The sequence below is a fragment of the Haoranjiania flava genome (assembly GCF_025631005.1).
Lineage (GTDB): Bacteria > Bacteroidota > Bacteroidia > Chitinophagales > Chitinophagaceae > Haoranjiania > Haoranjiania flava.
Window position 1 is genome coordinate 39280 of the sequence record NZ_JAOTPL010000006.1, and the last position, 13589, is coordinate 52868.

At 42.6% G+C, this 13589-nt stretch carries 12 protein-coding genes; 3 read left to right on the forward strand and 9 right to left on the reverse strand.

What is annotated here, in order from left to right; all coding sequences use genetic code 11:
* Positions 1-4 precede the first annotated feature (4 nt).
* The 8 genes from OD355_RS05850 to OD355_RS05885 form a co-directional block, all read right to left on the reverse strand.
* On the reverse strand, positions 5-3220 hold the full coding sequence (locus OD355_RS05850) for an efflux RND transporter permease subunit (RefSeq protein ID WP_263037526.1): 3216 nt from the start codon (positions 3218-3220) through the stop codon (positions 5-7).
* Positions 3221-3228: 8 nt separating this feature from the next.
* Positions 3229-4401, reverse strand: a complete 1173-nt coding sequence (locus tag OD355_RS05855; RefSeq protein WP_263037527.1) for an efflux RND transporter periplasmic adaptor subunit — start codon at positions 4399-4401, stop codon at positions 3229-3231.
* Between the two features lie 540 nt (positions 4402-4941).
* The gene (locus OD355_RS05860; RefSeq protein WP_263037528.1) at positions 4942-5538 is read right to left on the reverse strand and encodes a TetR/AcrR family transcriptional regulator; all 597 of its coding nucleotides are present in this window, start codon (positions 5536-5538) and stop codon (positions 4942-4944) included.
* Positions 5539-5678: 140 nt separating this feature from the next.
* Complete coding sequence (locus OD355_RS05865) at positions 5679-6275, reverse strand: fumarylacetoacetate hydrolase family protein (protein ID WP_263037529.1); 597 nt, start codon at positions 6273-6275, stop codon at positions 5679-5681.
* 2 nt (positions 6276-6277) lie between these two features.
* On the reverse strand, positions 6278-6943 hold the full coding sequence (locus OD355_RS05870) for a lipoprotein signal peptidase (protein ID WP_263037530.1): 666 nt from the start codon (positions 6941-6943) through the stop codon (positions 6278-6280).
* 19 nt (positions 6944-6962) lie between these two features.
* Positions 6963-7373 (reverse strand): VanZ family protein, encoded by a 411-nt coding sequence (locus OD355_RS05875; protein ID WP_263037531.1) that lies wholly within the window; start codon positions 7371-7373, stop codon positions 6963-6965.
* Positions 7374-7383: 10 nt separating this feature from the next.
* Positions 7384-8331 carry a UDP-3-O-(3-hydroxymyristoyl)glucosamine N-acyltransferase gene (locus OD355_RS05880; RefSeq protein WP_263037532.1) on the reverse strand — a complete coding sequence of 316 codons (948 nt, stop codon included), beginning with the start codon at positions 8329-8331 and terminating at the stop codon, positions 7384-7386.
* Between the two features lie 367 nt (positions 8332-8698).
* The gene (locus OD355_RS05885) at positions 8699-9334 is read right to left on the reverse strand and encodes a 4'-phosphopantetheinyl transferase family protein (RefSeq protein ID WP_263037533.1); all 636 of its coding nucleotides are present in this window, start codon (positions 9332-9334) and stop codon (positions 8699-8701) included.
* A gap of 74 nt (positions 9335-9408) precedes the next feature.
* On the opposite strand from OD355_RS05885, the gene dcd reads away from it, so the two are divergent.
* Positions 9409-9945 (forward strand): dCTP deaminase, encoded by a 537-nt coding sequence (gene dcd, locus OD355_RS05890; RefSeq protein ID WP_263037534.1) that lies wholly within the window; start codon positions 9409-9411, stop codon positions 9943-9945.
* Here the strand turns inward: dcd and OD355_RS05895 are convergent.
* Positions 9942-11177, reverse strand: coding sequence for a 4-hydroxy-3-methylbut-2-enyl diphosphate reductase (locus OD355_RS05895; protein WP_263037535.1), 1236 nt, complete (start codon positions 11175-11177; stop codon positions 9942-9944). The genes dcd and OD355_RS05895 overlap by 4 nt on opposite strands.
* Positions 11178-11333: 156 nt before the next feature.
* Between OD355_RS05895 and OD355_RS05900 the strand changes: the two genes are divergently transcribed.
* Positions 11334-12992 carry a S8 family serine peptidase gene (locus OD355_RS05900; RefSeq protein WP_263037536.1) on the forward strand — a complete coding sequence of 553 codons (1659 nt, stop codon included), beginning with the start codon at positions 11334-11336 and terminating at the stop codon, positions 12990-12992.
* A complete protein-coding gene (locus tag OD355_RS05905; RefSeq protein ID WP_263037537.1) occupies positions 12993-13430 on the forward strand; it encodes an FKBP-type peptidyl-prolyl cis-trans isomerase in 438 nt (145 codons plus the stop codon).
* The last annotated feature ends 159 nt before the right edge of the window (positions 13431-13589 follow it).

Sequence of the window (13589 nt, forward strand, 5' to 3'; positions counted from 1 at the left end):
GCAATTACAAGGATGGCTGATGCATTTCATCATCCAAATCTTTTCTTTTTCTTTTAACCACAGGTACACCGGAAAAATGTTCCTGTATGCCCTGAAATACTACAAACAAAATGGGTATTACAAACACGCCGATCATCGTACCGATAAACATTCCTCCTATTGCGCCGATGCCAATTGACCTGTTGCCCACAGCGCCTGCTCCCTGCGAAAGCGCTAAAGGTATCAGTCCGAAAATAAGGGCAAATGAAGTCATCAATATCGGCCTTAAACGCGCCAGTGCCGCTGAAACGCCAGACTGGGCAAGGCTCATACCTGAACGACGTCTTTGTATCCCGTACTCTACAATTAGGATGGCATTCTTAGCGAGCAAGCCAATGAGCATAATAAGAGAGATCTGTACATAAATATTATCCGTTACGCCAAAAATGCCGGTGAATATGTACACCCCTGCAAGCCCGATAGGCAATGACAACAATACCGCCATTGGCAGGATGTAGCTCTCATACTGTGCTGCAAGTAGGAAATACACAAAAACCAGGCACAACAGGAAAATAAATACGGTCTGGGAACCGGCGCTCTGCTCTTCTCTGGTCATTCCTGAAAATTCATAGCCATAGCCTGTAGGAAGAAATCTTTGGGCTGTCTCCTGCACGGCAGTGATGGCATTACCGGAGCTGTAGCCCTTTTCAGGTGCACCGGTTATAGATACTGCAGTAAACAAATTAAACCGCTCGATGGTCTGCGGGCCATAAACTCTTTCCATGCTAACGAAGGTAGATAAAGGCGCCATGCTGCCGCGGTCGTTGCGCACATATACCTGGTTCAGGCTTCCTATGTTGTTCCTGTACTCCGGAGATGCCTGGTACATTACCCGGTACATTTTACCAAACAGGTTTACGTTAGAAGCATAGAAGCCTCCGTAATATCCCTGTATAGCGCTGAGTATGGCGTTTACAGAATATCCGGCAGCCTTGGCCTTCGGCACGTCAATATCTATGCGGTATTGCGGAAAGTTAGGATTGAATGATGTGGTAGCATATTGTATCTCCGGCCGTTTATTCAGCTCGGTAAGAAAGTCTCTGGCTACTTTATCCATATCCTGAATGCTGCCACCGCTTCTGTCCTGCAACTGCATCTGGAAACCGCCGGACATACCAAATCCCTGGATCGTAGGCGGTGCAAAAAATACCACTTTACCATCTTTGATACCGGAAGTATTGACAAACAATGATGATATGATGGATTGTACATCCTGGCCATTTTGCTTGCGCTCATTCCAGGGTTTCAATTTAATGATGAGCATGCCATAGTTGCTGCCGGTACCGCTGATCATGCCCCTGCCGGAGTTTTTTAGTACACTTTGTACTTCGGGAATGGTTTGCACAATTTTTTCCACCTCACTCAGAACCACACGTGTCCTCTCTTCCGATGCGCCTAACGGCAGAGAGATATCTGCCATGATAGTGCCCATATCTTCATTTGGCACAAATGCTTTTTGAGAAGTTTTCATCAATACCCCCATCAGTATACTGAATAAAACAATGGCTGCAAATGTTATCCATTTTCTGCCCATGAGAAAGGCAATAATGCGCTTGTATTTGTTGGCGCCTGCCGTAAAAGCTGTGTCAAAAGCAATGAAAAACCGGTTTAGCAGATTGTTTTTTCTCCTGCCGAATGTGCCGTCTTTTTTTTCAACAAGCAAGATATTTTCATCGGTATGTTTAGGATGGGGCTTCAGAAAGATGGCACACAGCGCAGGGCTCAGTGTTAGCGCGTTGATCGCGGAAATAACAATGGCAATGGCCAGCGTAAGGCCAAACTGTTTATAAAACACCCCGGCTGAACCGCTTATGAAACTTACAGGTATAAACACAGCCGACATCACCAGTGTAATGCTGACGATAGCTCCCCCGATTTCATCCATGGCACGCACAGATGCTTTCTTAGCGCTTTTTGCTCCCGAATCCAGCTTGGCGTGTACAGCCTCAACGACGACTATAGCATCATCCACTACAATGCCTACGGCAAGTACCAGCGCAAACAGTGTGAGCAGATTGATGGTGAAACCAAATAGATTTAAAAAGAAAAAAGTACCAATGATCGCTACCGGCACGGCAATCGCCGGGATCAGCGTAGATCGCCAGTCCTGCAGGAAAATAAATACCACAATAAACACCAGGATGAACGCTTCTATCAACGTGGTGATAACTTTTGAAATAGATGCCGACAAAAATTCATTGGCATTGATCATGGTTGTGTATTTAAGGCCGGCAGGGAAACTTTTAGATGCTTGTTCCAGCACCGCCAGCGTACCTTCTATCACTTCCTGCGCATTCGAGCCAGCGGTCTGGTTTACCGCAATGCCTACAGAAGGCAGTCCATTCAAAGTAGAATTTCCCGTATAGTTCATGGCGCCCAATTCTACTTTTGCCACATCTTTGAGTGTAAGCATCCTGCCGTCTTCCGTAGCTTTGATGATAATGTTTTCAAACTCTTCAACGGTTTTCAGCCTCCCTTTATATCTTAACGGGTATTCAAAAGATTGCTCGCCGCGCTCACCCACCTGTCCCGGAGCAGCTTCAATATTTTGCTCAGAAAGTACCGTTCCGATATCTGCGGGCATTAACTGGTAAGCCGCCATTTGAGCGGGGTTGAGCCATATCCTGATCGCATACTCCTTTGTACCGAACGCCGTAGCATCCCCCACCCCGTTAACACGTTTAATGCTGGGCACAATATTTATTTCTGAATAATTCTGGATGAAGGTCTGGTCATACGCAGGATTCTCGCTGTAGATTGAAAAGATGAGCACATTGCTGGTTTGTCTTTTCCTGGTGCTCACGCCTGCCTGTGTTACTTCGCGCGGCAACTGGCTGGATGCGGAGGATACGCGGTTCTGTACATTTACCGCTGCCAGGTCAGGATCGGTACCTAATTTAAAATAAATGGTAATGGATCCCCGGCCGTCATTTGTAGCAGAAGACGTCATGTAGCTCATGCCTTCTACCCCGTTGATTTGCTCTTCCAGTGGAATGATCACACTGTTTAAAACCGTTTCTGCATTTGCTCCCTGGTAATTGGCAGACACCATTACTGTTGGCGGAGCAATCTCCGGGTACTGTGCTACCGGAAGGGTAAGCATACCGAGGATGCCCAATATCACAATGATGATGGAGATGACTGTTGATAATACGGGACGTTCTATAAATTTTTTAAACATACTTCTTCTTAATTTGTATTCTCAAGCATTTCAGGCCGCGTTACGATTTCCAGTGTGGTTTTCGTGGGAGAAATTTTTGTGCTGTCTTTTAGAATGCTCACGCCTTCCACCACGATCCTGTCGCCCGGCTGCAGGCCTTTGTCTGCAATATAGGTTTTACCGTCTTTTAAGTCGGTAACTTCAACCGGTGCAGAGTTTACGGTGCTGTCCGGTTTTATGAGGTAAACAAATTTCCTCCCCTGTATGTCAAATGTAGCTGCCTGCGGTATCAATATAGCGTCGTATACCCTGTTAGGAATGCGTACTGTAGCGCTCACCCCGCTTCTCAGCAGGCCTGTTGGGTTGGGAAACGTTGCGCGCATGTTGAATGATCCTGTCTGCGGATCCGCCAGGCCGCTCATAGACTGTACTTTTCCTTTCTGGCCGTATTCGCTGCCGTCTGATAAAATCAGTGTAACAGCGGGAAGATTCGTAAGTTTCTGGCCGGCGGTAGCGCCCTGCGTATTTTTAAAAAATTGTAATTGTTCCTTTTCATTAATGGAGAAGTAGGCATACACATTTCCAATGCTCGAAACCGTAGTCAATGGCTGCGGGGTTGAGCTGTTTACATAGCTTCCGACACGGTAAGGCAGCGTACCCACTACCCCGCTTACAGGCGCATATACATTGGTATAGCCTACATTGATGCGTGCATTTGACACTGCTGCCTGAGCCTGTGCATAAGCAGCCTGTGCAGATCTTAAATTAAGCTCTGCAGCCTCCAGTTCATAGGCGCTGATAATATCTTTCTCAACCAACGGCTTTACCTTGGTAACCTGCATCCGGGCATTATCAATATTCGTCTGAGCGCTTCTGAGCGCTGCCTCTGCGCTCCTAAGAGTTTGTGCGTATTGAGGATTATTTATTTTAAACATTAATTTTCCCTTATTCACTACATCTCCTTCATCTACATACACGGCCTGAATGTAGCCGTCTACCATAGGCCGTATATCTATATTTTGCATGCCTTCCAGTCGTGCAGGGTAATCATTGTAAATTGTGGCTACCTGCCGCGATGCCTCTATATAGTTATAGGGAAGCACCCTTGCTGCTCCTTTTTCATTTTTTTTATCTTGTTTACAAGATGCAAGGAGAAGCACAGCACTTATAAGCAAATATGTATAATTCAGCATATTTTTCATGTGTATATATTTAGTGCGCCGCTTTGCGGCTGTTTTTAATGGTCGCATGGAATAGCCTTTATTCATTCACGGTTGGTATGCAACTTTGCTTATGGCTATTTCATGTGTATATAGTTATTTGTTTTTTCAGTTGCCACATGGAATAACCAAAACCTTAATTCTTTATTATCATTCCCGGTTGGTATAGATTCCTAATCTTTATGGTTATTTCATGTGTTAATATTTAATTTTTTTCTGTTTGCCACACGGAATAACCAAAACCTTAATACTTTATTATCATTCCCGGTTGGTATAGATTCTTAATCTTTATGGTTATTTCATGTGTATAATTTTTAGTCGCCGCTTTGCGGCTGTTTTTAATGGTCGCATGGAATAGCTTTTATTCATTCGTGGTTGGTATGCAACTTTGCTTATGGCTATTTCATGTGTATATATTTATTTGTTTTTTTAGTTGCCACATGGAATAACCATTTTTTTTAGATTCAATATTCATTCACGGTTAGTATAGATGCTTAATCTTTATGGTTATTCATGTATCAGCTAATTATTAAATAGTAAACTAAGTATGTAATTTTTCCGGTTTTTGGCGATCTCTGTAAAATCTTTATGGCTCAGTTCATATAAATTTATATACAGGTTTTTCACAATCACCGGGTAAGAAAGGAGCGAAAAAATGGTTAGCAGGAAAATGCGCGGTTCTTTGCACCTGACATTTTTTTTCTGTATTTCTACCTGTATTTCTTTGATAAAATCTTTGAGATAAGGCTGTAAAGGCCTTTTTATACACCAGTCAACCCGAGCATCTTTTTTATTCAACTCTGAAATAAAAAAGATTTCCGCATAAGGGTATTTATTCAGATAATCTGAAACTATATCAATGATGCGCTCTACCTTTTGCCTAAAAGGCATCAAAGACTCAAAAGCCATTTTCATACCGTCGAACTTTTCCTGTATAGCTTCCTGGAAAACTTTTTCAAACAATGCATCGCGTGACCTGAAATAGTAATTTAAAAGTGTACGGTTTACATTAGCAGCATCGGCTATCTCCTGAGTCGTGGCATTGAGATGGCCGTCAACAAAAAACAACTTCTTCGCAGTTTCTTTAATGTGTTGTTCTGTAGCAGTGGTCTTTTCCAATATAGTTTTGACAATTTTGTTAAACAAATTTGTCAACAAAAGTACGCTATAAGAAAATAGCTAATTGTAAATAAAAAGTAAAAAGTAAAATGCTGAAACTATTAATCGCGTTTTATATGTCGCTTTTGAAAGATGCAAGGCTAAATTACCAGACGGAACATCTCCCTGTTTTCCAAAGTTCCTCTCAGTATATCTCCCGGTACTACAGGGCCGACACCTTCGGGAGTACCTGTAAACACTACGTCTCCGGGATGCAACCTGAAGTATTGAGAAATATGTGCAATAAGCTGTTCTATGGAGAAGATCATGTCTTGAGAAAAACCCTGTTGTACCAGGTTATCATTTTTATATAACTGAAACTCAATATCAGCGCGGTTTTGAATGTCATTGACATCAATCCACCCGGCTATAAATGCTGACCCGTCAAAGCCCTTACATTTTTCCCAGGGAAGACCTTTGTCTTTAAGCTTGTCCTGCAAGTCCCTGGCAGTAAAATCCAGGCCAACGGTGATCTTATCGTAATAATGTTTTGCGTCTTCCTCAGGTATGTTCTTCCCTTCTTTGCAGATATGAAAAACCAATTCGCACTCGTAATGCACATCTTCTGAAAATGCAGGATATTCAAATTTTGACAACGATGTGGCAGGCTTCATAAACACTACAGGCTCTTTAGGCACCTCGCTGTTGAGCTCTTTGGCATGTGCTACATAATTGCGCCCGATACAAAAAATGTTCATGGTTATATCGTTTTATTATTCGCTTCCGCTGAATCTTTTTCAGGAAAGAATTTCTTTTGCCAGATCAGCAAAGCTATTACGCCTACAGAGATGTACGCATCTGCCAGGTTAAAAATATATTGAAAGAAGTTTACCGTTTCTCCGCCCCAGAACGGTATCCATGCAGGCAACCGGTAATGCTGAATAATGGGGAAGTACAGCATATCAACAACCACGCCGTGCAAAAAAGATGAGTAGCCGGGCGTAGACAAAGCCGCGACGCCTTCATAATCTGTCCACACTTTCAGTGCCGGATCAAAGACCAGGCCCTTATCGAAGATCATTCCGTAAAACATACTGTCTATGAGGTTGCCGGCTGCGCCTGCAAAGATCAGGCTTACACACAGCACAAAGCCTGGGTGCAGTTTTTTTCTGCTGATCTTTCGTATGTAAAATATACCCCAGATCACAGCGCCTAAGCGGAACAGGGTCAGCAACATTTTACCAATGCCTCCGCCAAACTGCCATCCCCACGCCATTCCGGGGTTCTCAACAAAATTGAGCCTGAACCAGTTGCCGATAATATTGTGCTCTTCTCCTAAATGATAATTCAGCTTTATGTAAAACTTGAATACCTGGTCCAATACAAGCAGCAGCACTACGATCAATGCAATATGTCTTCCTTTCAAAATATTATTTTTTGCGAAGTTAACTGAAATTTTCTCTTTTGAAAACCTCACGTTCATTAAAATAAAGTATCACTTTCCTTATCGCGAAAAAGCCTGCAAAAGCACCGATACAATCTGCCAGCATATCCCACTCATCATAGCTGCGCGGATAGGTCAATGCATATTTCTGTACAAACTCCATAGCAATGCCATACACACATGCAAGCAATGCAACGATGAATATTTTCAGTGAATTTCTTTTGAACAACTGATGCCTGTAAGGCCAGCCAAAGAGAAAAACCATGACGCAGAATACGAAAGCATGCGCCAACTTATCCAGGTGTGGAATATGAAATACAGGCGCATTGCCACGTGCAGGCATTATCAGCAAAACAAAGATCACAACTATCCACAACAGGAAAGGCAGAAATGCAAACAAAGGCTTCTTCAAAATTTACGGTTTATTGGTCAAACACTTTTTTCCACAACTGCGGTATTCTTTTGATCCATACCAGTTCGCGCCTTTTTTCAGCAGCATCGATGGCAGGATAGCCAAAGTAAACCTTATCACCTTCAAGTGAAGATGGCACCCCGCTTTGTGCGAGCACCACAGCGTTTTTACCGATCGTGAGTGTTTTGCTTACACCTACCTGTCCCCAAAGGACTACCCCATCTTCAATGGTTGTGGCGCCAGCAATTCCCACCTGTGCAGCAAAGAGGCAGTTTTTTCCTACCTGTGTATCGTGGCCGATGTGCACCAGGTTGTCTATCTTAGTGCCTGCACCGATAAAGGTAGATGCAGTCACGCCGCGGTCTATGGTACAGCCGGCGCCGATTTCAACATCATCTTCAATAACTACATTGCCACAGCTCTGCATTTTTTTATACCATATACCACGGTCTTTTTTGGTGTTGTAATAAAAAGCATCGCTGCCGACAGTAGTTCCTGCCTGTATTACCACATTGTTGCCGATCTTGGTATCATCCAATAAAGATACATTGGCATGAATGATACAGTTGTCGCCGATCTCCACATCTTTACCAATAAAAACATTCGGCATGATGAGCGTATTTTTTCCTATAACAGCGGTATCGCTTATAGCCTTATCCGCAGCCTGGAAGGGCCTGAAATGATTGATAATCGTAAGGTATGCCTCAAACGGATCAGCAACGTACAAAAGATTTTTGCCAGCGCTGCCTGCAACATCTTTAGAGTTGATGATGATGTGAGAAGCTTCGCTCTGCAAACAGGTATCGTAATATTTCGGATGGTCTACAAACACCAGGTCTCCCGGTTCCACCTTATGGATCTCATTAATACCGAAAGCTTGAGCTTGCTCATCGCCAATAATCTCTGCATTGATCAATGCTGCAATGCGGCTTAACGTTTCAGGTTGCGGAAATTTCATTTGTATAAATTTTTCTTTTATTGTTATCAGAAATATGCTTGAAAACATACAACGATGAAAAATATTTTTTCAAAAATAAATGATTTAAACGAATTGAAAAATCATTTCGCCACAAAAGCATGTATGGCCTGTAACTGTTTATTCATCAGCATCACAGCCATATAGTTTATTTTATTCTTGGCATGATCATACAGTAAGCATCTTGCCTGTATTATAGTAATACACATTTTTTATTTAAATGTGCATAAATTTTTTATCTAAAAATTTTGCGTTAGACAAAAACAGTTTTAATATTGTATTGGAAAAAATAATTTCCTACTTACTAACACACTTACATTTAAAATCTCACAGTTCTTGTGAGATTTTTTTAATGGTGTTTTCCATTCGTGATCACGTATGTCAGCGACAATTCTTCAAATAGTTTATAGTTAATCTGCATGGGAAAATATTTACCGTCTTTGCTGAAAGCCGCGTCAAACCTGCCTTCCGGCTGCAGGAAAAAAGATTGGATTAAAATATGTTCACTAAAGTCCACACCGCCGTAGCTCCACCATTTGAATACAGATTCTTTGGCCGACCAGAGTGTGGTCAGCATTTTCTTCTCATCTTCACTATATTCAACAAAGCTCACTTCTGCCTCATTTAAAAACTTATGTTTTAATTTCAATACTTTGTCCCTGAACATTTCAATGTCTATTCCTACCCTGTTTGTCTGAGACACAATGGCCGCAGCATAGTCGCCGCAATGTGAAATGGAAAAATGAAATGCATCGCTTTTAAGGTAAGGCTTGCGGGTATCAGCGATCAGGATTTCGTCATGCGGAAATTCAGGAAACAGAAAGCTCAGCAAATACCGTCCTGCCAGGTGCTGCAGTCGTTTATGAGGATGGTAAACTCTGTTTTGCAAAAGAACTTTCCCTGTGAAAAAACATTCCTCTTCCTGTATATGCCAGATGGCAAGCTTTGTATCGGTTGAAATGTTTTTTTGAAAGAAAAGAGGCATGTAATTTTTCTGAATTGAATTGTTTAAACCAGTATTTTTGCAAGCACAAAAGTAAAACATATCAACTTAAAAAAATGATATTATCTGACAGAAGGATCCTGGAAGAGATTGAGAAAGGAACCATTAAGATTGAACCCTACAACAGGGACTGCCTCGGGAGCAACAGCTACGATGTTCACCTGGGATCTACGATGGCGAAGTATAAGGATGCCGTGCTTGATGCCAGGAAACACAACGAAATTGAGTACTTTGAAATCCCTGAAGACGGGTATGTTTTACAACCCGATGATTTCTATCTTGGCGTAACTTTAGAATATACAGAAACACATGCCCACGTACCGTTCCTGGAAGGCAAATCTTCTACAGGCCGCCTGGGTATTGACATCCACGCAACAGCAGGCAAGGGCGATGTAGGTTTTTGCGGCAACTGGACACTGGAAATATCCTGCAAACAACCGGTAAGGGTTTACCGGGGCATGCCTATCGGCCAACTGATCTACTTTCCGGTGGAAGGAGAAATACAGGTGCGCTACAATCAGAAACAAACTGCCAAATACAGTCACCAGCCCAACAAGCCGGTGGAAAGCATGATGTGGAAGAATAGATTTTAATACTGCTCTGCGGTTGCCGCCAAGGTCTCATCATACCTGGCTTCCAGGCCGCAGACCTTTAATATTTTTTTTATTACCTGCTCTACGATTGAGTCCGGGCAGCTTGCACCACTGGTCACCAATATTTTCAGCAGCTCTTTTTCAGGCAGAAAATTGTGCTGATGTGTTATCTCCTTCGTCTTCCAGTTGCAGGTAACGATCTCGCTTTTGGAAATGATCTTGTCTTCTCCGTTAATAAAAAATGTAGGCATCCTTTCATCGCATAGCTCTACGAGGTGCGAAGTATTGCTGCTGTTGTACCCGCCAACTACAATCGCTACGTCGGCATCTGTTTCCAGCATGGAGCGTACAGCATTCTGGTTATCGTTGGTAGCATAGCACAATGTATCCCTGGTGTCGGCAAAATGCCTGCGCACTTCTTCTTCATTGCTACCGTATATTTTTTTGATTTCTTCTTTAAAAAAGTCAGATATAGCCTGCGTTTCAGAGGCCAGCTGTGTAGTCTGGTTGACTACACCTATCTTTTGCAGATCTTTTTCTACATCAAAGCCTTCTGAAAAACGCCCGGCAAATTCTGTATAAAATTGCTCAGCAGGTTTTTCTTTACGAATGTAAGCAGCCAGCGCTTCCGCTTCTTTCATATCATTGATCACAATGGTATGTGTGCTGGAAGATGCGTGTGAAAAAGTAGCCCGCGTTTCTTCATGCTTTGGCTTGCCATGCACAATAATGCTGTAGCCTTTTTCGGCGATCTGAGCGCTGCGGTTCCATACTTTTTCCACAAACGGGCAGGTGGTATTGTATTTCTCCGTCTGTATTCCTTTTTCCTGCAGTACCTTCTCAATCTCAAGCGTGGTGCCGAATGCAGGTATCAGCACTATATCATCACCGTTAATTTTTTCAAACGGTATCACCTGCCTGCCATACGTGTCCTGGATAAATTGCACGCCCCTTTCTTCCAGGTCCTTGTTTACCTGCGGGTTGTGGATCATTTCGCTCAATAAATAAATGTTCTTGCCCGCATTATTTTCAATGGTTTCAAAAGCAATCTCAATAGCATTTTCCACACCGTAGCAGAAACCAAAATGCCTTGCAAGGTATATTTGCACTGTACCAAAATCAAGCAGCGTTGGTGTAAAGTCTTTCTTAAGCTTATCTTCTATTCTTCTTCTTTCTTTTATTGCCGAGATCAACGGGCTTCTGTATATATTGGGTACTTTAAACTTCTTCATGAACCGGGTTAGTTTTTACAAAAATAGACAAATTTACCCGGATGATGTTTCTAAGGGGAAAAGTTAAAGTTTTGATTACCTATACAACTAAGCCACGATATTCACATCGAATATTGGAAATCAAAACGAAATTTGCATCTTTATAAAAAGTTTGAAATGAATTACAAGAAACTATCCGTGCTTCTGCTCGGAATTTTTATTACAGGACATTCCTTCGCACAGACAGAGGCACAGCTTCAGAGATGGTACCAGCTCGATTACAAAAAAGATACATTCTACGGCATCAGCCTTGACCAGGCTTATGATTTCCTGAAAAACAGGAAGCCTGTGGAAGTAGTGGTAGGCGTGGTAGATTCAGGCATTGACACTGCACACAGGGAACTAAAAAATATATTGTGGGTAAATAAGAAAGAAAAGAAAGGCAACAAAAAAGACGATGACCGGAACGGTTACGTAGATGATATTCACGGCTGGAATTTCCTGGGAAATGCCGATGGCACCAATGTAAACAAAGAGGTGGATGAGGAAACCAGGCTTTATTACCAGCTTAAAGATAAATACCTGGGCAAAACAATTGATTCATCAAAGCTAAGCCAGGCTGAAGCACATGAATATGAAATCTGGAAAATTGCTTACAAGAAATTCAGCGGCTACAATGTGGCAGAGAATGAGCGCATACTTGAAAACTTCAAAGAGTCTATGGAAGGCCTGAATTTTGGTGATAGCATTCTCAGGAACAGGCTTAATAAAGAAGAGTTTAGTGTAAAAGACCTGCGTGCAGCCGCCATTATGGATATGACCGGCTTCCAGATGAAGAACGCTTACCTCAGCTTTACTGACCAGTTTAAACTTCCTGAAGAGTTTACCAATAAACAATTACTGGCCGATTTTAAAAGTGAGAAAGAAAGGCTGGAAAAAGAGATTAAAAACCACACCGTTGCTCCCCCGCGCTACCGAGATGAGATCGTAAAAGACAACTACCGGGATTTTCAGGACAGGTACTACGGCAACAACGACCTGATGGCAGAAGAAGCTGAACATGGCACACATGTATCAGGCATTATAGCCGCCGACAGGAATAATAATTTCGGCATTAAAGGGATTGCAGACAAAGCCAGGATCATGACGCTGCGCGCTGTGCCCGATGGTGATGAATACGACAAAGATGTGGCCTTAAGCATTATCTATGCAGTGAACAACGGCGCTAAGGTTATCAACATGAGCTTTGGCAAAAGAGTTTCTCCGGAAAAATACTGGGTAGACTCAGCTTTTAATTATGCTGCCCAAAAAGATGTATTGCTGGTGCATGCAGCAGGCAACGACAATAAGAATATTGATTCCGTAGACAACTTTCCTAATGCAGACCTGAAAGCTTTTGGCAATAAGAGAGCAGCCAACCTCATTACTGTAGGCGCAAGCTCAGACCCGCGGGTAGATGGCGGCAATATGGTAGCTGTATTCAGCAATTACGGTGTAAAGAATGTAGATGTATTTGCGCCGGGCTATAAGATCTATTCAACTTTACCCGGCAAAGATTCACTGGGCTTTCAAAGCGGTACCAGTATGGCATCGCCTGTAGTTGCAGGCATTGCAGCCCTTATACGCTCCTACTTTCCCAAACTTACTGCACTGGAGGTAAAGGATGTAATAGAAAGATCGGTTTTCTATCCTGCAGATACCGTAAAGGTAAATATGCCGGGCAATGATGAAAAGAAGGTAACCTTAAAACAATTGAGCAGGACCGGTGGTATTGTAAATGCATACAACGCCGTAAAACTGGCCGCGAAACTGGAAGAAACTAAAAATATAAATTAAATGAGCATAGCAGATATTCTATTTCAGCGCAACAAGGAAAAAGCAGCTAAAAACCTGCAGGAAGGGCAGGCTTTCCTGGAAGAAAACAAAAAAAGAACAGGTGTGATAGAAACCTCCACCGGATTGCAATACGAGGTTTTGCAATATAATGAAGGCGAAAAGCCTTCAGCTGAAAGCACCGTTACCTGTCATTATCATGGCACTACGATCAACGGTGTGGTATTCGACAGCTCTGTAAAACGCAATGTGCCGGCAACCTTTCCGCTTAACCGCGTGATCAAAGGCTGGACGGAGGGCCTGCAGCTTATGCCGAAGGGCAGCAAATTCCGGTTTTTTATACCGCCGCATCTGGCATATGGCGAAAGGCACGTAAGCGCTGAGATACAGCCCAACAGCACGCTGATCTTTGATGTAGAGTTGATAGATTTTGAGATTTAATTTGAACAATTTAAGAAGTATAGATACAGTACAACTGAAGTTGGATATCAGTACAGGATCACCAATCTTAAAGAAGTACGTATAATAAAGAACTTTAACACATTTGGGATTTTGAGCAGGATAAGCATTATTAAGAACTAAGTCCTGCTCAAAAAGAAA

Coding starts and splice junctions, on each gene's coding strand:
- OD355_RS05900 (WP_263037536.1), top strand. CDS start 11,334: ATGAATTACAAGAAACTATCCGTGCTTCTGCTCGGAATTTTTATTACA.
- OD355_RS05905 (WP_263037537.1), top strand. CDS start 12,993: ATGAGCATAGCAGATATTCTATTTCAGCGCAACAAGGAAAAAGCAGCT.
- dcd (WP_263037534.1), top strand. CDS start 9,409: ATGATATTATCTGACAGAAGGATCCTGGAAGAGATTGAGAAAGGAACC.
- OD355_RS05855 (WP_263037527.1), bottom strand. CDS start 4,401: ATGAAAAATATGCTGAATTATACATATTTGCTTATAAGTGCTGTGCTT.
- OD355_RS05880 (WP_263037532.1), bottom strand. CDS start 8,331: ATGAAATTTCCGCAACCTGAAACGTTAAGCCGCATTGCAGCATTGATC.
- OD355_RS05850 (WP_263037526.1), bottom strand. CDS start 3,220: ATGTTTAAAAAATTTATAGAACGTCCCGTATTATCAACAGTCATCTCC.
- OD355_RS05885 (WP_263037533.1), bottom strand. CDS start 9,334: ATGCCTCTTTTCTTTCAAAAAAACATTTCAACCGATACAAAGCTTGCC.
- OD355_RS05895 (WP_263037535.1), bottom strand. CDS start 11,177: ATGAAGAAGTTTAAAGTACCCAATATATACAGAAGCCCGTTGATCTCG.
- OD355_RS05865 (WP_263037529.1), bottom strand. CDS start 6,275: ATGAACATTTTTTGTATCGGGCGCAATTATGTAGCACATGCCAAAGAG.